Consider the following 21,234-nt stretch of genomic DNA (forward strand, 5'->3'; position numbering starts at 1 on the left):
AACTTAAGCGAAGTTTATAATAACAATACATCAATCCGGTGGGCGTGGACCATGCTGAGCTTCTCCGACCAGACGAATACGGTAAAGCGGCCATCCTGGGAGGCAACAAGCGCTATGGAGTCACGCTGGTCATGGACAAATTGGGCAGCTGCAAGGTGGCGGGTGCCGCCTATTTTCGCAGGGTGAACGATCCGGGCTTCCGAGCCGGAGACTGGTTCGGTCATCATTACCTGTTCTGCCGGGTCGCTCATGGCTGCTCTGGCAACTTTAGCCCCAAAAGCCAGGAGGCTGTGCTGCTGTGTTAAAATGGTGGCGCCATCAACCGCGGTGAAGCCGCCGACGATATCCACGGCACGTAAAAAGGATTCCTGCCATTCCGGCGTGCCCCGCTGATGTTCGTCCATTTGCAGAAGGTCGGCCAGGGCTTCATAAGCAGGGATTACGGGATAGCTAATAGGATGGATGACCGATTCGCGCCATTTTTGAGTTCCGGGAGGGACTACTAGTACCAGCGCGCCTTTGCCATGCGAGCGGATGGACGCCGCCAGCTCTACCAGGACATTTACCGCTTCACCTGTTCGCAGCGACATAGGGTGTCCCAGCAGCGACGTGAGTAAGGAAGGGGACGTATCCGAAGCAATGCTGTTTTTATCTACTATCTTGATCTGGTCGCCTTTCAAAATAGCTACGTTCACAAATTTTCCAAATCCGCCGATTTGTTTGTGTTTCACCACCAGCAATCCCGGTTCAACCACCTCCAGGACAAAGCAAAATTCCGGGATGAAATGGGTGCTGCCCCATATATACAGATCATTATCTTCATGCCAGACGCCAAGGTGAATACCCGGCTGTGTGACGGCGGGGGAGAGTTTTACAAGATTATAAGGGGTTAATCTTACTTTCTGGCCAAAAATAAGCGGCTTCCCTGCCTGCGCAGGTTTAAGAAAGGCAAGTGAGATCTTGGGGGAATATCCTTCTTCGCGCTGCAGGCTTGCCCAAAAAGCAGCATCGATAATCGCTTCGATATAGGCGGCGGGCGGAAGTTGCTTTTCCTCCTTTTTGCCGAAGCAGCCCGCATCCCAATGTTCTGTGAAATGTGCTTCCAGCGTGGAGGAAACCATCCGGGCGGCAAGGTATGTAGGTTCAGAGATCATTCAGGCAGCTCGCAGGGTATTTATCCTTCTTGTTGCACCTCTTTTTTGACGGCAGGCGTGTTTCTGATGGCTGCTTCTTCAGCAACTGCTGAATCGGCGGTTGCCATCGCATCCGTTACCGGCTCGTTCGGCGCTATTTCTTCACGGGGAGGGCTGAACAGGATCCTGAATCCTTCCTTAAAATTTCGCGCTTTTTTCATGTCCCGGACGATATCTGCCCATTCATGGAATACCAGGTAAATGGGATTATAGGATTTAACCGGCTTGGTGATCCCGTAATGCGGCCTTTCATCTTCTTCCATGAACGTCCCGAAAATGCGGTCCCAGATAATGAACGTGGAACCGTAATTTTTGTCCAGGTATTTTTTGTCGCTGGCATGGTGTACCCGGTGGTGGGAAGGTGTCGTGAATATGTATTCGATGGGCGCCGGAAGCTTTTTAATATATTCGGTATGGATCCAGAACTGGTAAAGCACCGCTACCTGGTGGCAGATAAAGAAGACAAAAGGATCAAAGCCCACCATTACTACCGGCACGAAAAAGATAAATTTTATATGCTGAGTCCAGCTAAGGCGAAAGGATACGGAAAAATTATACTTCTGTGAATTATGATGCGTTACATGTGTCGCCCACCAGAAGCGTTGTTCATGGGCGACCCGGTGCGCCCAGTACCTGGCAAGGTCAAGCAAGATAAAACAGGGGATAAATGACCACCACGTGGCCGGTATTTTCCACGGTACCAGGTTCCAGAAGAAGAGGACGGCGCCAAAGACAATAACTTTTAACAGGGCGCTGATGCCGACATTTACCAGGCCGATAGTTGCAGCGGCCAGGAAATCCTTTTTGTCATAGACGTCTTTATTTTGATAAATGCTTAATCCCCATTCTGCAAAAACCAGGATAAACATCACGGGCGCCGCCCACAAAATCACATTTGGCCAATCTGCTGCACCAATCTCTTCCAGGGATATATAATTATCAAACATAGTTGACAAGGTAGGGATTACAACGATAAAACAAAAGGGCAGGGACAAGGATTCCCATTTAAATTTCGGGGAGTGAAGACCGCCGAAGGCGGATCCTGCCTTGTAACCTTGCCGTTATCCAGTACAATTACCTCATCGGCGATCTTTAAAATTTCCGCCGTATCATGGCTAACAATGATGGTACTGAGGTGATACTGCTGATGTACCTGCAATATATATGCCTGAAGTTTTTCCCTGGTTTCGCTGTCCAGCGCGGAAAAAGGTTCGTCCAGAAGTAAGAGGTCCGGTTTGCACACCAGCGCCCGGGCCAGCGCTACTCGTTGTTTCTGCCCCCGGAGAGTTTTTGGGGGCGGCAGTTCTCCAGCTGGCCCAGTTCAGTAATCCCGATCAGTTCGTCTATAATTTTTTTATCCTGCCCCCTGTTAAGGGCAAATGCCAGGTTTTCCTTTACGGTCATATTGGGAAAAAGGGAGGGTTCCTGGAATACGAAGCCGGTTTTCCTTTTCCGGGCCGGCAGGTTGATCTTTTTCGAGGTGTTCAGCCAGGGAAAACCGTTAACGATTATCCGTCCGGAATCAGGCCTGAGCAAGCCGGCCAGCATCCTTAACAAGGAGGTTTTGCCGGCTCCGGACTTACCGTAAAGGACCACAAGGCGTTCGCTTTCAATTTCGGCCTGCACCCGGAGCAGCATTTCCCCGTAAGGAGACCGTAGTTTTTTTGACACATCCAGTTCAATCATTCCATCCGCTCTTAAATAAATATCCGCCCCTGACCAGATACACGATCAGCAGGATAAAAAAGGAAACGGCAAGCAGGACCAGGGAGTATTTATTCGCTGTTCCGTAACTGAGCGCTTCCACTTCGTTATAAATGGCAATGGAAGCAACCCGCGTCCTGCCTGGAATATTTCCCCCGATCATAAGCACTACTCCGAATTCACCCAGCGTATGGGCAAAGGTCAGCACGATGCCGGTTAGCAGGGCGGGTTTTATATTTGGAAGAAGCACTTTAAAAAGCGTCGTTGTTTTTGATTTTCCCAGCACATGCGCGGCTTCAGCCAGGGAGGGCGAAATGCCGGATAAGCCTGACTGAATGGGCTGTACCATGAACGGCAGGCTGTAAATGACAGAAGCCAGCACCAGGCCTTCAAAAGAAAATACAAGACGCAGGCCTATCCATTGATCCAGCCAGCTTCCGAAAGCGCCGGCAGGACTGAAGGCGATCAGTAAATAGAAACCCAATACGGTTGGCGGAAGCACCAGCGGCAAACTTATCAGCGCCTCAATCAGCGGCTTTATCCGGGTGCGGGTACAGGCCAGCCAGTATGCCAGCGGAACCGATAGCGCCAGCAGCAGCAGCGTGGTGATGAATGCCAGCTTAAAACTAAGTACCAGTGGTTCCCAGTTAATCATTTTGGTTTACCTTATAGCCGAATTCACGTAAGATCTGTTTCCCTTTATGGCTAAGCAAAAAGTCATAAAACCTTTGCGCCTGCGGTCTTCTTTTGCTTCTTTTTAGAAGAACAGCTCCCTGCGTTAGCCTGGAATAGCTCGCGGTATCAATCAGGATCCACTGTCCTTTGCCTTTCATTTCCCCGGCCATCACCGAAGAAAGGGAAGTGAACCCCATTTCAGCAGTCCCTGAAATAATAAAGTGATTTACTTCGGAAATGCTTTCACCATAGACCAGCTTGGATTCAACGGCTTTATACAGGGCAAAACTTTTTAACGCTTCGACAGCGGCTTGCCCGTAGGGGGCCGTGCGCGGGTTTGCCAGGGCGATATGATTTACGTTTTTTCCTGCCAGGAGACGAGATGTATCACTGCTCCACAAGACCAGCTTTCCGTAAGCGTACAAGCGGGGAGGCTTTTTGCTGAAGCCCTCCCGGAACAACTTTTCCGGGTAGTTCATATCCGCAGCGATAAACACGTCGAAAGGGGCGCCCTGGCGGATCTGGACAGTTAATTTCCCTGAAGAAGCAAAAATTGTTTCGCACATGATGCCCGTTTCCCTGCTAAAGGCGGCCACCAGTTCCTCCATAGCGAAGCGGGTATTGGCAGCAGCAGCAATAACCAGGTTCTCAGAATTTTCCGGACGGCAGCCTGCTGGCAGTAAACAGCTGAGAACAAGGAAAATTGTGCGTGCCTTCTTCATCCGGTAAAGATAATGAATCTAATGAAACTACGTATTTTTACTTATGTTTATTTAAAAACTACGTAGTTTTAGCCGGCCTCACCCCGCCGTTCGCCGTAAGAATGCATCGATATGTATTAAGGCTTCCTTTGAACTAGCTGAGTCAATATCTGCCAATAACCATACGTGTCCCTGATTTGTATACTCTCTCATTTCGCAGTTGGCCTGCAGGATTCTGATCTTTTCGTAGAATATTCTTGAATCATCAAACAATATTTCATCGCTGCCCACCAGGATAAATAGTGGAGGAAAGCGCTCAAAGTTTAACCGCGCAGGGTCCGCCTCTTCCCAGTTTCCGTTTGCGTAATAGCCGGCATATTCAAGTAGCAGTTCTTTTGTTAGCACCTTGTCCATATCTTTCCTGGTTATATGTGATCCGGTATCACAGTAAAGGTTGATCCAGGGTGAAATCAAGACCACACATGACGGCAACGCAATTTGCTCCGATGCAGCCTTGTGTATGAATGATGCGGCAAGCCCGCCTCCGGCGCTGTCTCCGATGAGCGAAATCTTTTCTTTAGGGGATCTCAGTATAAGTTGCTGATACACGCTAAAAACATCGTTTACCGCGTTTGGGAATGGCTTTTCGGGTGCCAGGGAATATTCAACAAACAGAATTTTCGAGGTAAGCGCTGACGCCAAATGGCTGACCATGGCCCGGTGGGATTGAATGGAACCCAGACCGAATGAGCCCCCGTGGAGATACACAATGAGCCTCTCCTCCTCAACCTGCGACGGGGTAAACCAATAACAGGAAACTCCTGCGATATGTTCCTGCGTTATGCCAACACGTTTATCGGCCGGGTAGATTGTTCCTAAATCGTTAAAGAAAGCCCTGTCTGCATTTATTTTATTTGCTATACTGTCCATATGGTTATATGATTAACGCCGATATTTTCTCCGCTTTTAAAAATTGTAAACCTCTTTAAGCCCGTCCTTCAATGAAGCGGGTTCCCGCGCAAGCACGATTTCCAAATCCCTGCTTACAGATTCGTATTGTCCATTGGAAACATCTGCTGAAAAGCCATTAACCACGAACACCACGATTTCGGGAATACCCAACCCCTTTAACGTATCTGAGAACGTCCCGGGGTCCGCAGCGGTGTAAGTAATGTCCTTTCCTGATAGCTCCGAAAGTACCCGGGCAACGTCTTCGTAGGAATATAAACGACTTCCTGTGAAGATATACGTCTTGTTTTCGTGTCCGGTTTGAAGTAACACATTAGCCGCTGCTTCGCCCATTTCCCTTCTGAGAGCGAACGCGACCCTGCCATGTCCTGCCGGAAGGAAAATGCCGGTCCGGAACACATTCTCGCCTGCGAACAAGGCAATGCCGTCAGTGTAAAGTGTATTCCGCAGAATGGTGTATATCATCCCGCTTTCCCTGAGTTCGTCTTCGAAGTTAAACAGGTCTTCCATAAACGGTTTGATAACCGATGTGCGGATATCATTCGTCGCCATGCCGGTAAACGCGATGTGCTTTACACCGGCCTTTTTTGCCGCATTTAGCACATTTCGGTGCCGCTGCAGACGGCCGTTGGGGTCGGGCGCCGAAACCAGCAATATCTTTTCGACGTCGCGCATTGCACGAACCAGTGATTCCGTATCATCATAGGCTCCAAAGCGGACTTTGACACCTGTTTCTTTCCAATGCTTTGCTTTACGCTCATCTCTTGCGAATGCGACGATACTTTCGGGCGACACATGTTTCAGCAGATGTTCTATCGTTGCTGATCCTAACCGACCCGTTGCTCCTGTTACTAAAATCATGTTTTTGTGGTTTTGAATGAACTAGTTATATTTGTTTCGCAAAGAAACTAATAATGGTTTTAAAAAGTAACTTGTTACCTTTTGGTAACAATGAAAATGTGGTAACGAACGGGTAACTATCATGGTGGAAGAAAAACAAAATTTTGAATGTCCGATAACGGCGATGCTGGAATTGATTGGCGGAAAGTGGAAGCCGATCATCCTGTATAACCTGACCTTCGGAACCAGGCGATTTGGCGAACTTGCCTTCCGCATTTCAGGTATTTCAAGAAAAGTATTAACCGAACAATTGAAGGAATTAGAGAAAGACGGATTGATTTCGCGAAAGCAATACCAGGAGATCCCGCCCCGTGTGGAATATTCTCTTACAGGCCTTGGGAATAGCCTTGTCCCGGTATTTAAGGAAATGGCGGGGTGGAGTTATGAGCATGTCCTGGGAAAAGGATCCTGCTAACCGGTTGGCCGTCGCTCGGCCGCCGGCGGAGGCACCACTGTTTATACTCAGTGTATTAAAAACAAAAAAGTGTATTATAATAAAAAAGGCGACTAACTTTTGTTAATCGCCTTTTTTATTATTAGTAGCGGGGGCCAGACTCGAACTGACGACCTTCGGGTTATGAGCCCGACGAGCTACCAACTGCTCCACCCCGCAATGTTTTGTGGACTGCAAAGATAGGATTTTCAATTTACTTATCCAAAGTTTATGCGAAAGAATTTTCCGGGAGTGATCGTTCTATCCCCATTTCCAGCCCGCGCAGCTCCGCGAGTCCGCGCAGCCTGCCAATGGCTGAATAACCGGGATTGGTTTGTTTGTGGAGATCGTCCAGCATTTGATGCCCGTGATCGGGGCGCATAGGGATATTGTGATCCGCCCGGCCCTGTTGCCGGCGGTTTTGCTGCTCTTTCACCAGGGCCTTTACTACGGCAAACATATCCACGTTGCCTTCCAGGTGATTAGCTTCATAAAAACTCCCGTCTGCTTCGCGCTGCGTGCTTCGCAGATGAACGAAATGGATCCGGGAGCCCAGACGTTCAGCCATTGCGGCCAGGTCGTTATCCGGCCGTACCCCATATGATCCGGTGCAAAAACAAAGCCCGTTGGCGGGATCGTCTACAGCATCAAGCACCTGCCGGGCATCTGCTTCCGTGCTGACTACGCGCGGAAGGCCCAGGATGGGGTAGGGAGGATCATCCGGATGGATAGCCATGCGAACGCCTTCTTCCGCAGCCACTGGGATGATCGCCTTCAGGAATTCTTTCAGATTTTCCCTGAGTTCAGCGGCTCCGGTTTCCCGGTAGGTATCAAGCATGGCCTGGAATTGTGCAAGGCTATAGCTTGCTTCGGAACCCGGCAGGCCGGCAATAATATTCCTGATCAGCAGCTCTTTTTCTTCGACCGTGGCAGAGGATATGAATGCCTGCGCTTTTTCTGTCATTTCCGGGCCGTAAACTGCTTCGGCCCCAGGGCGTTTCAGTAAGAATAATTCAAAAGCCGCGAAATGCACGGCGTCAAAACGCAAGGCCCTGGATCCATCCGCAACCTCCCAGGCAAGATCAGTACGCGTCCAGTCAAGTACCGGCATGAAGTTATAGCAAATGACCTTAATTCCACATTTACCTACATTGCGAATGCTTTGCTTATAATGCTCAATATAGGTTTTGTAATTGCCAGAACGAATCTTAATATCCTCATGGACAGGGATACTCTCCACTACCGACCAGCGCAGATCCCTTTCGCGGCTATTCTTCAGGTCAAGGCGGATATCCTGTTTCCGCTTTTCAATTTCTTCCACCGTCCATATTTCCCCGTTGGGGACATGGTGCAAGGCGGTAACAATACCGCTTGCCCCCGCCTGCATAACGTCCGCAAGGCTTACCGGGTCTCCCGGCCCGTACCATCTCCAGGTTTGCTCCATCATCGTATATGCTTGTTAGGCTTCATGCTTTGGGCGGTAGATGGGCCGTTTTAGCGTACCCGCCGTCGCTCAGGCTTATTTTCAGTACCCCAGGCGTTTCGAACCCGCCCCTGAAAATCAACCATTGCTCCCTTCGGCCCCGCCAAAACCTACCGCCATCACCCCTCCGTAAACAATCTTAAACCTTGAACTTCAAAACTTTGCGCTTTAAACTACAAACTTCAAACCCTGAACTTGAACTTTAAACTTTAAACCTTGAACCTTCAAACCTTGAACCATGAAACCTTGAACCATGAAACCTTGAACCTTGAAACCTTGAACCTTGAAACCTTGAACCATGAAACCTTGAACCTGAAACTATAAACTTGAAGGATTCAAGTTTATAATTTGGCCCGTTCCAATTTCGGCGCAAGCAAGTGAATCAACAGCAAAGCGATCAGGTAAGCACAGCTGGCATAGATAAATATAGGCAGGTATCCTGCCGCATTTACAATATAGCCGGTCGCCGCGGTTAAAATGGTTCCCCCGATAGCCCCCCAAACGCCGCCTATACCTACCACGGAAGCTACGGCTTTCTTGGGGAACATGTCCGACACGAGGCTGAAAAGGTTGCAGGAAAATCCCTGGTGGGCGGAAGTAGCAATGGCAATGAGCGCGATGGCCACAACCAGGCTATCCGTCATGGAGGCAAAGAAAATGGGAATAACTGTAATTCCGCAGATCAGCATGGTTACTTTCCGGGCCTTGTTGACGGTCCATCCTTTTTCAATGAAGCGGGTGGCCAGCCAGCCGTAAAAAATACTTCCCACGTCTGATACCAGGTAGATCAGGATAAAGGGCAGGCCGATGCTTTTTAAATCCAGGTTCTGGTCCAGCGACTGGCTGTCCTGGAAAAAGGACGGCAGCCAGAAAAGGAACATCCACCATACGCAATCGGTCATGAACTTACCGGCTGCGAAAGCCCAGGTTTGCCGGTATTTGAATAATCTGGCCCAGGGAACTTTTGTTACGTCGGCATTGTCTTTTTCATCCGCGTCGCTATTGATCAGTTCCAGTTCTTCCTTTGAAATGTTTTCATGTTCTTCGGGCCGCTTATACATTTTTAGCCAGAAGTAAAGCAGGACAAACCCGACAAGGCCGGTGATAATAAAGGAATATTCCCAGCCCCAGCTCAGAATGATCCATGGGACAAAAAGAGCAGTGAGAATAACGCCTACATTGGTGCCCGCGTTAAAGATCCCGGTAGCAAAAGATCGCTCTCTTTTCGGAAACCATTCGGCAACGGTTTTGATACTCGCCGGGAAATTTCCCGCTTCACCGAAGCCCAACAGGAAACGCAGGCTCAGGAGCCCTCCTATGGAACCGACGAATCCTGTACCTATTGCTGCAAATCCCCAAATAGTCATGGCAGAAGCAAAACCTTTCCGGGTGCCTATGCGGTCAACAAACCAGCCCACCAGGATGAATCCTAGTGCATAGGCAATTTTAAAGGAGGCATCGATCCAGCCTTTCACTTCATTGAATTCAGCATGGTGTTCCTCGGTGATCGCGTCTCCTTCGGGTATGTTCATAATGGCCCGCTGGAATTCCTCATCGATAACGGTAAAGGAAATCACCTGGCGATCAATATAATTGACCGTGGTGATGAAGAATAATAAGGCAAGGATTCTCCAGCGATAGCCTTTCAGAAATCTGTTCATGATATTGGGTTAGATTAGTTTGCGATTTATTTAATGGATTGTATTATTTCAAGCGCAGAGCGGGCCGTATCTTCCAGCTGGTCCCAGTCCTTGTTGCGGATAAGTTCTTTCGGGAAAAGGCTTGAACCCATTCCAACGCAGGCGGCGCCGGCCTTAAACCACTTTGTCAGGTTTTCACGGGTGGGCTCCACGCCTCCGGTGACCAGGATGCTGGTCCAGGGCATGGGGCCTTTCAGGGCTTTTATAAAATCAGGGCCCAGGATATTTGCCGGGAATAATTTAACCACTTCGGCACCCAGCTCTTCTGCCGAAGAAATCTCTGTCATCGTGGAAGCGCCCGGCATCCAGGCAATTTTCCGCCGGTTGCACAAAAGGGCGACATCGCTCTTTATAACGGGCGCTACAATGAAATCGGCTCCCATTTGTATATACAATGCCGCAGTAGGGGCGTCCATAATGGTACCCGCGCCAAAAACAAGATCGGGCAGTTCTTTTTTTACAAACCGCGAAAGCTCCGCGAATATTTCATGGGCGAAATCCCCCCTGTTCGTATATTCAATTACCCGGACCCCGCCACGGTAACACGCCCTGAATACTTCTTTACAAGTTTCGGGATCTTCATTATAAAACAGGGGAACAAACTTCGTCGCATGTAACGCCCCATATACTTCCAATCTGCTGAACCGTGCCATCAAAACTAAAAACTAAAAACCTTAAACTTTGAACCTTGAACTATAAACTTCAACCGTTGCGAAGCAACAAACTACCGGCTAACACGCCCTGAAGCATCCCCGGACATTAACTTTTCGACTTCCGCTACTGTTACCCTGTTATAATCTCCCTGAATAGTATGTTTCAGACAGGAAGCCGCCGTAGCGAAATTAAGCGCCTTTTGGTCATCCCCTTCATAGGTGACGAGTCCATAGATCAGTCCTCCCATAAAAGAATCGCCCCCGCCAACGCGGTCAACGATATGGGTGATCTGGTAAGTAGGAGCTGTAAAAAGCTTATTCCCGTCAAACAGGACCCCGGACCAGGAATTATGGTTCGCATTGATGGAACCCCGGAGCGTGATGATCGCCTTTTTCGCCCTTGTAAACCTTTGCATCAACTGACGGCAAACCGATTCATAGCCGGCAGCTTCTACATGGCCGCTGGTGACGTCGGCTCCTTCGGGATGGATCCCGAAAACCTTTTCGGCATCTTCTTCGTTTCCAAGTATGACATCGCATCCTGCTACCAGTTCCGGCATTACTTCTGAAGCGGTTTTCCCGTATTTCCATAGGTTTTTGCGGAAGTTAAGGTCGCAGGAAACAGTGATCCCTTTCTCGTTCGCCTTCCTGATCCCTTCCAGGCAAACATCCGCAGCGCCCTGTGAAATGGCGGGTGTGATCCCCGTCCAGTGGAACCAGCGGACGCCTTCAAATACCTTGTCCCAGTCTACCATTCCTGGTGCGATGCTGGAAATGGAAGAATGGGCCCGGTCATAGATCACTTTGCTGGAACGGCTTACGCTGCCGGTTTCCAGAAAGTAAATGCCCAGCCGCTCGCCGCCCCTGAGGATGCTGCCGGTATCAACCTGCAAGCCCCTGAGTTCGCTTATGAGGGCATCCGAGAGATCATTGTCCGGAAGACGGGTCACGAAACGCGCCGGCAGGCCGTAATTCGCGAGCGATACCGCGACATTGGCCTCCCCTCCGCCGAACGAGGCCTCGAATTGTTTTGCCTGCTGAAAGCGCTGGTAACCAGGAGTGGCTAAGCGAAGCATGACTTCGCCGAATGTGACGATTGATTTCATTGTAATATAATGGTTTGACTCCCTTAGGGTAAAAAGCTAAAATACGTTTTTGCGTTATAGTAACAAATATTTTGTATCATCTGGCCGAGCCATTTGGTGTCGTTTGGCAGCTCTCCGTTTTCCACATCCCTGCCGATAAGATTGCAGAGGATCCGCCGGAAATATTCGTGCCTTGGAAAGGATACAAAACTCCGTGAATCGGTAAGCATGCCAATAAAACGGCTCAGCAAACCGATATTGGAGAGGGTGTTCAGCTGCTTCTCCATACCGTCCTTCTGGTCAAGGTACCACCAGCCCGACCCGAACTGCATTTTGCCGGGAATGCTGCTATCCTGGTAATTGCCCATCATGGTCGCGAAGATCTCGTTATCGGCCGGGTTGAGGTTGTAAACGATGGTTCTCGCCAGTTTTTCTTCCCTGTCGAGCCGGTCGAAAAAGCGCATCATCCTGCGTGCATGAACAAGATCGTCGATGGAATCCACCCCGGCATCAGCGCCCAGTTTTGAGAGCAGCCTGCTGTTGGCGTTTCGCAATGCGCCTACATGAAATTGCTGCACCCAACCTTTTTCATAGTCCATGACCGCGAGAAAATAAAGCAGAGCGGATTTGAATTTGGCAGTCTCCGCCGGGCTGGGGACAGTACCTTCCCGTACCTTCAGGAAGATCAGCAGGACTTCTTCATCGGTATACTCTTCTGAATAAAAGGTATCCAGGCCATGGTCGGATACCCTGCAGCCTGCCTGGTGAAAAAAATCGTGACGGGCTTTCAACGCTTCCAGAAGAGAGGAATAGTTGCTGATATCTATGTCTGCCGCTTCACTCAGCCGGTCCATATACTGGTTGAATGCCTCCGGGTTTTCAATTGCCAGCGCTTTGTCGGCACGAAAAGCGGGCAGGACGCGGACGCCAAAGGGATCCCGGGCAATTGCCAGGTGATGTTCCAGCGAGTCACAGGGGTCATCCGTGGTACACAGCGCTTCTACCCGGTAATGACGGAGCAGCGAGCGGGCGCTGAAGGTTTCCTGCAACTGCCGGTTACATTCTCGATAAATAGCTCCGGCGCTTTGGCTGTTAAGGATGTCGGTAATACCAAACGGATTCCGAAGTTCCATATGCGTCCAGTGGTAAAGCGGGTTCCGCATTGTATAAGGAACGGTTTCGGCCCATTTTATAAATTTGGTTTCATCATCGGCATCACCGGTAATATACCGCTCCTCCACACCATTGGCCCGCATTGCCCTCCATTTATAGTGGTCGCCGTGCAGCCATAGCTGCGTCATGTTCTCATACCGCCGGTCCGCCGCAATTTCCGCGGGAGGGAGGTGATTATGATAGTCAATAACGGGCATGCCCGCAGCGTAGTCATGATATAACAGGCGGGCTGATTCGGTTTGAAGCAGGAAATGTTCTGAAAGAAATGATTCCATGTGATCAGGGTCTTGCTGGGGTGGTGTTTAAAAATTGTTCCAATACCTCCCGTGCGGGGGTTTGCAGTAACTGCTCCAGGAAAGAAAGAACAGCGGCGGCGAACAAGGCGGTTTGTTCCGCATCTTTGGTAAGGGCTAATTTCTCCAAAGTGGCGTTCACCACCTTTCCGGGAGAATTTCCCGCCCAGAGTTCCTTGAACCAAACTGCCATGTCGTCCTCTACGGCCAGATCCGCGGCATTTTTCATGAAAAGCAGGTAAGCAGCCAAGCCCAGGGCCATATGCCGCGGCGCTTTCCCCTCCAGTTTAAAATAGCGCTGGATGGTAGCAGCATTGCGCAGCTTCATCTTGGTACTTTGCTGGAACATGATGTTGATCAGCTTATGTACGATGTGCGGATTCTGAAAACGCTCGAATACTTGCCTGGCATAGGAAGAAGGACGGGGCGAAATGCCTTCCAGCGTAGGGGCAATTTCAACCTGCATGAGCTGCTGCATGAACCGCGACACCAGCGGGTCGTTGACCGCCTGGTACACCGTTTCCTGCCCGCAAAGAAAGGCAAGAGGTACTGAAAAGGTATGTGTGCCGTTCAGCAGCCTTAATTTTTGTTCTCTGTAAGGCTCGATATCATCCGTGATAATCACGCGGTCGTCTGCTTTCGCAAATTCCAGTACGTCTTTCACCCGTTGGCCTCCTTCAATAGCCCACAGCAGGTAGGATTCGCATTCAAGCAGGAGCTGATCTGTATAACCAAGGCGGGCAAAGGTTTCCTGTTGCTGCCCGGGATCGGGTTTGCCGGGGATGATCCGGTCAACGATGGTATTGCAAAAATGGTTGGCATCGTTCAGCCATTTGATGAATTCCGGTTCAAAGTTGTTCTTCCCGGCCAGTTTTACCACCATTTCCTGCAGGACCTTTCCATTGTTCACTACCAGTTCGCAAGGCAGGATCACGAGCCCGCTTTCGGGGCTGCCGCCTGAGGCTTTAAAACGCTCGTGAAGAACAACCGCCACTTTCCCCGGAAAAGAGGCGGGCGTTTTCCCCGTGGAAAGGTCCTCTTCCAGGTACTGGAGGCCGGCTTCCGTGGTGTTGGAAATCAGGAGCTGAAGGGAAGGGCTTTGAGCCGCTTCCAGCACAAGTTCCCATTGGTCGGTCGCGCTGACCACCCGGTTGAGGGCGGCGGCCAGCACGAACTCGTTTATTTCTTTATCTTTAATATTAACGGTATATAAATTATCCTGCCTGGCGAAATTGCCCGGCTGCCCGGGAGTTGATTTCACCACCAGGATGCTTCCGTTAAAAAGCTGCTGTTTATTAGCTTTGTCTACCAGGTAATCGGTAAAGCCCCGGAGAAAGCCTCCGGTACCGAATTGAAGAATCTTTTCCGGCAAGTCGAAGCGAATGCCCTTTGAAAGTTCCTTAATTTCCTGTTTTTCAGTAGTTTCTACTAGTTTACGGCTTAAAATCTCGTCCATAAATCACTGGCTCTATCAGGTCAACAGGTGGCTAATATAAATAAAATCAATCGATTGCGTAACTTTTTATTTTCTTCTAACGGTGAATAATGAATTTCCCGGCGAAGGATTCCCCGTTGATGCTCAGGGATAAGGCATATATTCCCGGAGAAAGGTGTTCCAGGATAAGCGGGATGGTATTTTTGCCGCTTTGGAGCCGCGGTTTTTCCCGGTAAAGGATTTTTCCTTGCATATCCACGACTCTTACTTCGGCATCGTCCTGTTCCCTGGCGTAGAATTCAATGGTCAGGGGAGTTTCGCGGTTGGCTGTTCCGGGGTTGGGATAGATGATTAAGCCATGGTTTTCCAGGCCCGAGATAAGGTCATCCAGCGTAGTAAACGAATAAGGCTCCGAAAAGACGATGCAATTTCCAAGGCTTGTGGTTACCTGGTAGGTTCCTGATACTTTTGCCTGAAGCCGTGCGCCGGTTTCATCTTCCAGCGGCTCTCCGTTCAGGTACCATTGCAGTTCAGTTCCGCGGCTGCTGAAGAGGGTGTCCCCCACCTGCGTGATCCCCGGGGCTTCCAGCGGCGTTCCCTGCACCGCGGTCCGGGGTCCGGGGCAGCCGAGGGCGCTGACGCTCATGCCATAAAAATAATAATAGTTGTTTTCCGCCTCCTGGCTTGCGGTGGTACCCGTAATGGACATTATCCCCGGAATACTGTAAGGATAGTCCGGGCTGCTGGTACTTCTGAAAATACTGGCGTCCGTGCCTTCGTAATCTACTGTGATCAGGTAATTGCCGGGCCGGGGAATGCGCAGGTCCAGGTAATACGTTCTTCCGGTGTCCAGGGGATCGTCTGGGAGGGGGCCGGGAGCAGCTGTACTTCTGCTTGCGCCAACGTGTTGTACGCTTCTTGCGATCTCTGTTCCGCCGTTGTCATATACAGTAAAGGATATTTTCCCGGGGTTCCCGGTGTACATCCGGGCGCTTTCAATGACGAGCGGCACCTTTGTTTCTATCATTACCGAAGGTGTGTACTGATGATAAGCATCTCCCTGGGTTACAGGCGGCAGATCGGACTTGGTCGCCGGCCCCAGCCGGCCGCTGAACTCGTTGATGGCGCCGTAAAATGTGGTATTGCTTCCTGTAAACGCCGTGGTCACCGTATCTCCGGCGCCTATTAAATTACCGCCCTGCAACTGATCATACCAATAGACAGTTTCCTGCTCCTCATCTATCAGAACAGCCTTTTGCCCGTCTTCACAGATAAGCGCGCGGATGCCGGCCGGGCTATCTGCGGCAGTATTGCTCTGCCTAACGGCCTCAAGGGAGTTGTTGGCAATAACCTGGTCGTCGTCCGGTCCTGCATGGACGGTAAAGGTGTACCGGGTAGCGGGAGCGGCAGCGATGAAATAAGGGAAGGTGTAAACAGCGGTGTCCCCGGGCTGGAGGATACCGTTGAAGGTCTCCTGAAGACTGGCAATGACAGACGCGCCCTCGCGTATTTCCGCGTTGAGGGGGAACCCTTCCAGGGCCTCCGTTCCGCGGTTCCGGAGCAGGATGCTTAGCAGGTTTCTTCCGCCCGGGCAGAAGCCGGAAGCTGAAGGGCTGATCAGCGCCTCGACAGAAAGGTCCCTGGCGGGTTTTATGATCTCAATACTGGTGTCCAGGGTTTCTCCCTTCTGGTAGGCGCCGCAGGGGCTGACTTCCGCAGCGCTGGATGTGCTGACTGCCACTATGCGCAGCCTGATAAAGGCGCCGGCGGAAAGCGAGGAGGGTATATGGATGTTCCCTTCGAATGTGCTGTTCCCCGTTAATACAGCGGATACTGCCAGCAATTCGCCTTCGCCTGTAAAATCCCCGTCGTTATTCCAGTCTCCGAATACCTTTATGGTATGGCTGCCGCTGCTTCCGCACGACCCGGTCTGTATAGAAAATGGCACGATGGCTCCGGGCCTCGCCTGAATGTATTCGCCCAGCAGGTTGGTATAGGTAGTGCATTCTTCTCCGGCGGTATAGTTTAACGTTCCCGCCTGGATGCTGCTTATTGACAGGCCGGTGTTTTCCTGCGCCCCGGAGCTGCAATAGGAGGTTCCTCCCGCTCCGCTGATAATCAGCGAGTAGGGCTGGGGACCGCGCTTCAGGGCCGCCTTATGGGAAATGGTGACCACGTACCTCCTTCCGTGAACCGGTGCGGGAATAACAAGTTTCTCTACGTTATCCAGTACATTATCTCCTTTTTCGGCAGCGGCGGCAGGCTGGGAGGGGTTTAGGATCCAGGGATAAAAGCGTTCATTATTTCCCGGAGAACCGGCGCGTACGTCCAGGTCATTGACCAGCCGCGGAGATGGATTGTCCAGCGCCTGCTCTTCCGAAATGGTGTCCGCTTCCGGGTCGGTCCAGCAAATGGTCACTTCCAGCGGCGCATACCCGGAGGCGAGCAGTTCATAGCTATCCTGTGTTCCCTGTTCAAGGCTTGCTTCCAGAATGCGGTGGCTTCCGGAAGTATTAAGGATTACTTCAGCGGCTTTTCCCGCGTTTAGCACGCCCCAGCCAAAGCGATAATCCGGACCGGGCGATGCTCCCGCTTCTCCGGCTGTGTGAATGGCAAGCCCTCTTAATGTGGCAGACCGCATGAATTCTCCTTCATGGAGGTTGGAATAGAGCTCCTGAAGCAGGAATAAAGTCCCTGCCACATTGGGAGAAGACATAGAGGTGCCCGAAAGTATCGTATAGCCATCGTCGGAGGCCGAAGAGGTGGAAAGTACGCCCACGCCGTTTCCCATAATGTCCGGTTTGATGCGCCCGTCATCGGTGGGTCCCCAGCCGCTGAACGATGCCATGACGACGTCGGAGGCTTCGCTATATCCGGCAGGAATGGGATTTACAGCCCCTACCAACAGGATATTCTTGGCATTGGCATACAGGGGAAGGATATCGTATCCGTCATTGGCGGAAGGGAAAGGCGCATCCCCGGGTGCGGGCGCCATCACTCCTTCTTTATTATACCGGTAATATGCCGAACCTTCCGCCGGCCCGTTGACATTCCGGTTATTGCCGGCTGATTTTACGATAAGATAATAAGGAGCGTTCCATGCGATCTCATCCCATTCCCTGGCGGTAATGTCATAATAACCGAATTTATAATCTTCGTTTGTCCCGCTTTCTCCGTACCATTCCCACCGGTTCTGCCCTTCGTTGAATCGCCAGCCCGCCAGGGCGCCGTAAGAATGGTTGGAGACCAGGAGCATGGGCGCTTCCCTGGCCATTTCCGCATTGTCATTGAGAAAATCGTACGCGATCAGGTTGGATGCGCCGAATGCCATCCCCCTTGCGGGCCGGTTGATCCCTGCAGCGACGAGGGTGCCGGCAACATGTGTGGCGTGTTGGTTTGCCGGTAAGGCCCGGTCCTTCTGCACGATACGGCCGCCGAATTCCTGGTGAGAGGCAAGAGTGGCCCCGCCGTCCCATATTCCGAGCCTTGAAAGCAACAGGGGAGAAGCTCCCCGAAGGTTGAGGCCGCTGCTGCCACCGGGCCAGAGCAGATCGGTGCCGGTGGTTGCTGCCGACCGGATATTATTACTTGTAAGTGTGTACACTGGAAGGCCCAGCTTATCTATTCGTTCCAGCCGGATAACGCCGCCTCCGGGTAATTGCTGGAAAACCGGCCAGTTTTTTTCCCTGGCCAGGCGAAGGGCAATATCAGACCGGAGGTCGCCGACGGCTTTGTATTTTCCCGCAAGCCGTACGAGGGGTGCGCGGTTGCTCAAAGGAACACCGCTTTCCTGTCCCCGGGCTGGAAAGATGCTGGCTAAGGTCAGAATGAGAAACAAGTAAGGCTTCATTCAATACGGCTTCCTCATGATATTAATGTAAATGTACAGTTTTTCGCCTTGGTTTTTTTCTTTTAAAATCTTAATTTGGGGTTCCCTATTTCTACCGGGAAAAACAATTTAAACACATATCCTATGTTCACTTTAACAACTATCTTATGCACGCTTATGCGGGATACCAGGTATCTGGCGGCTGCCTTTTTATTGATTTCCATGTTATATGCTTCATGCGGCAGACAACTTCCGGAGCCGAAGCCGGGGATGGCCGCATCCGGTGAACAGCGAAAGCCTGCAACACCCGCCGAGCGGGAACTTGTGAAGAAGATCCGGGAGGTGGCCGCGGTATTGAATTCGATTTATCATGACCCATCGGTAGTGGCGGAGGTGAATGCTGCTATTGCTTCGGGCTTTTACGAAGACGAACGCGTGTTGCTTGCCGATCTGCTATACCCGGAAGAAAGCGCTTTATATAGCTTCATGCATGAAAGGAAAACAGAAGCCGGGGAAGCAATTTCATGGGGCAGTTTTTCAAGAAAATTCCGGGAGGCTGCCCCGGAAATATTAAACCCCGAACGGGCAGCGGGGATCATTGCCTTGGTTAAGCGGTCGGAGCCCGGATTACGCCGAATGGAAACAGCGAATGAAAACCAAGGGCTTTCCGGGACTGCGCTGAGCATTTATTATCCGTATTCGGAAGATTTTCCGCCGGGACAGCATCCTCTTGCTGTTCCCGCTACGGTAGAGGCGGACTGGGTGGACGTGGCGGATCCGGCTTGCGGAAAAGCGCATGAACACCGTGCGACCGACTGCGATAAGATCAGGATTGACGAAAATTATGTCCGGGAAAACCCCGTCCATATTATTGGCTCAGGGGCGGAACCGGCAGCGGTCGCCAGGGAGAATGCCCTTCTTTCCGGCGGACAGGATTTTTCGCCGGCGCTTATTTACCTGGGAAAGGTAAAATGTACCCGCCAATATGACCGGCTCATTAGTTTTACAGGCAATGGAGGCGGTTCGGAACTGAAATTCATCCGGGGAGAAGCATACATTACCCTGAATAACGACCAGCAGGTGGTAAATACCGAGTTTGACGTTATTTCCGTGCATTTCCGAAGGAAGGACATACGAAAGGAAAGGGAAAAAGCTGTGTATGCCATATGGGACCCGAACTGGGACACTGCAAGAGTGGAGCAGGTTTTCGGTATCTACGAAGCGGACACGCGGGGAGAACGGGAATTCAGCGGCGCTGTTGATACGGAAATAGAACATCCCGGCGGGGAAACCACGATAACACCAGTAAGTTATTCGTACACTGTCAGCACCCAGGATAATATTATCAGGCAGATCAACTGGGCAAGAGCCAGCTTTTTCCGCTATAATCGCAGCGGCCTGGCCGGCTGTGGCCTGCGGAACGGCTACACCTGGTACGATTGCCGCCTTCCGGTATCCTATTCGCTCCCGGAACTTTGAGAAGTTAACTTATGTCACCATTGCTTTGCTGGCTGTATACCGGCCGGAGCCGGAGCTGAAAGAAACACCTTCGGCTCCGGCTTACCGGGATTGTGAATTTGCGAAGAAATATTATTAATATTGTTTATGCGAAACCTGGCAATTCATACGACATTATGCGGCTTTTTCCTGCTCCTTCTCACCGGCCAGACCACACCCGGATGTCAGTCACAGCAGGGCATTGAAGGAAAGATCGTATTCGAAAGCGGTAACCAGATGCCGGGCCCCGGCGTTCAAAGGGAACCGGCAAAAGGCGTAAAACGGGAACTGCTTATTTACCCGCTTTTGAAAGCCACCGAACTGGAAGCCGAAGGAAACGGCTTCTATAGCGAACCCGCTCAGCCGCCCGTCAAAACCGTTACCAGCAATGACGACGGCAGCTTCCGCGTACAGCTCCCACCCGGAAATTACTCACTACTGGTACGGGAAAAAGAAAAACTCTACGCAAACCTATCCGACGGAGCCGGCCACATCCACCCCGTAGAAGTAAAACCCAACGAAATGCTCCAAATTGAGTTCAAGATCACCTACGCCGCACATTACTAAACCGGCCGCTTTCGCAATATCATCAGACCCGTGGAGAGCATCCAAGCCAATCAGGGTTCAACAACGGTAAGAAAAGCGCCCCTTCCCTCCGCACGGCGCGGGATTTGCTTTACCCGGACTCGCTCAGGCGATTCTTGCGCCGTCGCGCAAGAATCAACATCGCTCGCTGCGGGCAAAGCAAACTTCCGCTGCCCACCGCACATAACCAGAACTTTTGCCTTTGAAGCAATGCAAACGATGGCGGGCGCGCTTCCCGCTACGTTCGACACGCCGCGAACGATCCGTGATCATTTCTTATTGCAAGGAAAAGTGGATGGGAAAAGTGGGCCGGGAGGCGCCCCGGGCTGGCCAGTGCCCCCTTCCGCACGTCGCGGGATTTGCTTTACCCGGACTCGCTCAGGCGATTCTTGCGCCGTCGCGCAAGAATCAACATCGCTCGCTGCGGGCAAAGCAAACTTCCGCTGTCCCACGCACATAACCAGAACTTTTGCCTTTGAAGCAATGCAAACGATGGCGGGCGCGCTTCCCGCTACGTTCGACACGCCGCGAACGATCCGTGATCATTTCTTATTGCAAGGAAAAGTGGGTTGGAAAAGTGGGCCGGGAGGCGCCCCGGGCGGGCCAGTGCCCCTTCCGCACGTCGCGGGATTTGCTTTACCCGGACTCGCTCAGGCGATTCTTGCGCCGTCGCGCAAGAATCAACATCGCTCGCTGCGGGCAAAGCAAACTTCCGCTGCCCCACGCACATAACCAGAACTTTTGCCTTATGAAGCAATCAGACGATGGAGAGGAGCGCACCCGCGCTAATCTGCAAGCCGCGACAATTTAGAATTTCTTAGATAGAAAAGTGGATGGGCAAAGTGGGCTGGGAGGCGCCCCGGGCGCTGGCCTGCCCGCAGCGAGCGATGTTGATTCTCCGGAATGGAGAATCGCCTGAGCGAGAC

At 51.3% G+C, this 21,234-nt stretch carries 17 protein-coding genes, 1 tRNA gene and 1 pseudogene; 3 read left to right on the forward strand and 16 right to left on the reverse strand.

The genetic code is table 11. The features are described 5' to 3' along the window. Positions 1-14: 14 nt before the first annotated feature. From FRZ59_RS07745 to FRZ59_RS07775, 7 genes and pseudogenes are all read right to left on the reverse strand, one after another. Entirely contained in the window at positions 15-1,154 is a 1,140-nt protein-coding gene (locus FRZ59_RS07745) for a putative sensor domain DACNV-containing protein (protein ID WP_132129353.1), read from the reverse strand. Between the two features lie 20 nt (positions 1,155-1,174). After that, a complete protein-coding gene (locus FRZ59_RS07750; RefSeq protein ID WP_132129354.1) occupies positions 1,175-2,140 on the reverse strand; it encodes a sterol desaturase family protein in 966 nt (321 codons plus the stop codon). 17 nt (positions 2,141-2,157) lie between these two features. Beyond that, positions 2,158-2,879: pseudogene (locus tag FRZ59_RS19945) on the reverse strand (ATP-binding cassette domain-containing protein). After that, the gene (gene modB, locus FRZ59_RS07760; RefSeq protein WP_132129356.1) at positions 2,872-3,552 is read right to left on the reverse strand and encodes a molybdate ABC transporter permease subunit; all 681 of its coding nucleotides are present in this window, start codon (positions 3,550-3,552) and stop codon (positions 2,872-2,874) included. The pseudogene FRZ59_RS19945 and the gene modB overlap by 8 nt, the downstream one beginning before the upstream one ends. Continuing rightward, entirely contained in the window at positions 3,545-4,294 is a 750-nt protein-coding gene (gene modA / locus FRZ59_RS07765; RefSeq protein ID WP_132129357.1) for a molybdate ABC transporter substrate-binding protein, read from the reverse strand. The genes modB and modA overlap by 8 nt, the downstream gene beginning before the upstream one ends. A 78-nt stretch (positions 4,295-4,372) precedes the next feature. Further along, positions 4,373-5,203, reverse strand: coding sequence for an alpha/beta hydrolase (locus FRZ59_RS07770; protein WP_132129358.1), 831 nt, complete (start codon positions 5,201-5,203; stop codon positions 4,373-4,375). 36 nt (positions 5,204-5,239) lie between these two features. Continuing rightward, positions 5,240-6,103 carry an SDR family oxidoreductase gene (locus tag FRZ59_RS07775; RefSeq protein WP_132129359.1) on the reverse strand — a complete coding sequence of 288 codons (864 nt, stop codon included), beginning with the start codon at positions 6,101-6,103 and terminating at the stop codon, positions 5,240-5,242. A gap of 121 nt (positions 6,104-6,224) precedes the next feature. Between FRZ59_RS07775 and FRZ59_RS07780 the strand changes: the two genes are divergently transcribed. After that, positions 6,225-6,557, forward strand: coding sequence for a winged helix-turn-helix transcriptional regulator (locus tag FRZ59_RS07780; protein WP_132129360.1), 333 nt, complete (start codon positions 6,225-6,227; stop codon positions 6,555-6,557). 125 nt (positions 6,558-6,682) lie between these two features. On the opposite strand, the gene FRZ59_RS07785 is transcribed toward FRZ59_RS07780, so the two are convergent. The 9 genes from FRZ59_RS07785 to FRZ59_RS07825 form a co-directional block, all read right to left on the reverse strand. Next, positions 6,683-6,755 (reverse strand) — tRNA-Met (locus tag FRZ59_RS07785). 49 nt (positions 6,756-6,804) lie between these two features. Beyond that, entirely contained in the window at positions 6,805-8,022 is a 1,218-nt protein-coding gene (gene uxuA / locus FRZ59_RS07790; RefSeq protein ID WP_207910287.1) for a mannonate dehydratase, read from the reverse strand. Positions 8,023-8,260: 238 nt separating this feature from the next. Beyond that, entirely contained in the window at positions 8,261-8,431 is a 171-nt protein-coding gene (locus FRZ59_RS19950) for a pentapeptide repeat-containing protein (RefSeq protein WP_132129361.1), read from the reverse strand. Then, on the reverse strand, positions 8,400-9,719 hold the full coding sequence (locus FRZ59_RS07800) for an MFS transporter (protein ID WP_132129362.1): 1,320 nt from the start codon (positions 9,717-9,719) through the stop codon (positions 8,400-8,402). Before FRZ59_RS07800 ends, FRZ59_RS19950 begins: the two co-directional genes overlap by 32 nt. Before the next feature lie 26 nt (positions 9,720-9,745). Then, complete coding sequence (locus FRZ59_RS07805) at positions 9,746-10,411, reverse strand: bifunctional 4-hydroxy-2-oxoglutarate aldolase/2-dehydro-3-deoxy-phosphogluconate aldolase (RefSeq protein WP_132129363.1); 666 nt, start codon at positions 10,409-10,411, stop codon at positions 9,746-9,748. A 71-nt stretch (positions 10,412-10,482) separates the two neighbouring features. Further along, positions 10,483-11,517, reverse strand: coding sequence for a sugar kinase (locus FRZ59_RS07810; RefSeq protein ID WP_132129364.1), 1,035 nt, complete (start codon positions 11,515-11,517; stop codon positions 10,483-10,485). A 23-nt stretch (positions 11,518-11,540) separates the two neighbouring features. After that, positions 11,541-12,944 (reverse strand): glucuronate isomerase, encoded by a 1,404-nt coding sequence (gene uxaC / locus FRZ59_RS07815; protein WP_132129365.1) that lies wholly within the window; start codon positions 12,942-12,944, stop codon positions 11,541-11,543. A gap of 4 nt (positions 12,945-12,948) precedes the next feature. Then, positions 12,949-14,418, reverse strand: coding sequence for a tagaturonate reductase (locus tag FRZ59_RS07820; protein WP_132129366.1), 1,470 nt, complete (start codon positions 14,416-14,418; stop codon positions 12,949-12,951). A gap of 76 nt (positions 14,419-14,494) precedes the next feature. Further along, positions 14,495-18,247: a S8 family serine peptidase gene (locus FRZ59_RS07825; RefSeq protein WP_132129367.1), complete on the reverse strand. Its 3,753-nt coding sequence runs from the start codon at positions 18,245-18,247 to the stop codon at positions 14,495-14,497. A 123-nt stretch (positions 18,248-18,370) separates the two neighbouring features. Here FRZ59_RS07825 and FRZ59_RS07830 point away from each other — a divergent pair, with 123 nt between their 5' ends. Then, a complete protein-coding gene (locus tag FRZ59_RS07830) occupies positions 18,371-19,705 on the forward strand; it encodes a hypothetical protein (protein ID WP_132129368.1) in 1,335 nt (444 codons plus the stop codon). A 126-nt stretch (positions 19,706-19,831) separates the two neighbouring features. After that, a complete protein-coding gene (locus tag FRZ59_RS07835; protein WP_132129369.1) occupies positions 19,832-20,290 on the forward strand; it encodes a carboxypeptidase-like regulatory domain-containing protein in 459 nt (152 codons plus the stop codon). Positions 20,291-21,234 lie beyond the last annotated feature (944 nt).

The sequence above is a fragment of the Anseongella ginsenosidimutans genome (assembly GCF_008033235.1).
GTDB classification, from domain to species: Bacteria; Bacteroidota; Bacteroidia; order Sphingobacteriales; family Sphingobacteriaceae; genus Anseongella; species Anseongella ginsenosidimutans.

Coding starts and splice junctions, on each gene's coding strand:
- FRZ59_RS07745 (WP_132129353.1), bottom strand. CDS start 1,154: ATGATCTCTGAACCTACATACCTTGCCGCCCGGATGGTTTCCTCCACG.
- modA (WP_132129357.1), bottom strand. CDS start 4,294: ATGAAGAAGGCACGCACAATTTTCCTTGTTCTCAGCTGTTTACTGCCA.
- FRZ59_RS07820 (WP_132129366.1), bottom strand. CDS start 14,418: ATGGACGAGATTTTAAGCCGTAAACTAGTAGAAACTACTGAAAAACAG.
- FRZ59_RS07825 (WP_132129367.1), bottom strand. CDS start 18,247: ATGAAGCCTTACTTGTTTCTCATTCTGACCTTAGCCAGCATCTTTCCA.
- FRZ59_RS07830 (WP_132129368.1), top strand. CDS start 18,371: ATGTTCACTTTAACAACTATCTTATGCACGCTTATGCGGGATACCAGG.
- FRZ59_RS07800 (WP_132129362.1), bottom strand. CDS start 9,719: ATGAACAGATTTCTGAAAGGCTATCGCTGGAGAATCCTTGCCTTATTA.
- FRZ59_RS07770 (WP_132129358.1), bottom strand. CDS start 5,203: ATGGACAGTATAGCAAATAAAATAAATGCAGACAGGGCTTTCTTTAAC.
- FRZ59_RS07780 (WP_132129360.1), top strand. CDS start 6,225: ATGGTGGAAGAAAAACAAAATTTTGAATGTCCGATAACGGCGATGCTG.
- FRZ59_RS07750 (WP_132129354.1), bottom strand. CDS start 2,140: ATGTTTGATAATTATATATCCCTGGAAGAGATTGGTGCAGCAGATTGG.
- uxuA (WP_207910287.1), bottom strand. CDS start 8,022: ATGATGGAGCAAACCTGGAGATGGTACGGGCCGGGAGACCCGGTAAGC.
- FRZ59_RS07775 (WP_132129359.1), bottom strand. CDS start 6,103: ATGATTTTAGTAACAGGAGCAACGGGTCGGTTAGGATCAGCAACGATA.
- FRZ59_RS07835 (WP_132129369.1), top strand. CDS start 19,832: ATGCGAAACCTGGCAATTCATACGACATTATGCGGCTTTTTCCTGCTC.
- modB (WP_132129356.1), bottom strand. CDS start 3,552: ATGATTAACTGGGAACCACTGGTACTTAGTTTTAAGCTGGCATTCATC.
- FRZ59_RS07805 (WP_132129363.1), bottom strand. CDS start 10,411: ATGGCACGGTTCAGCAGATTGGAAGTATATGGGGCGTTACATGCGACG.
- uxaC (WP_132129365.1), bottom strand. CDS start 12,944: ATGGAATCATTTCTTTCAGAACATTTCCTGCTTCAAACCGAATCAGCC.
- FRZ59_RS07810 (WP_132129364.1), bottom strand. CDS start 11,517: ATGAAATCAATCGTCACATTCGGCGAAGTCATGCTTCGCTTAGCCACT.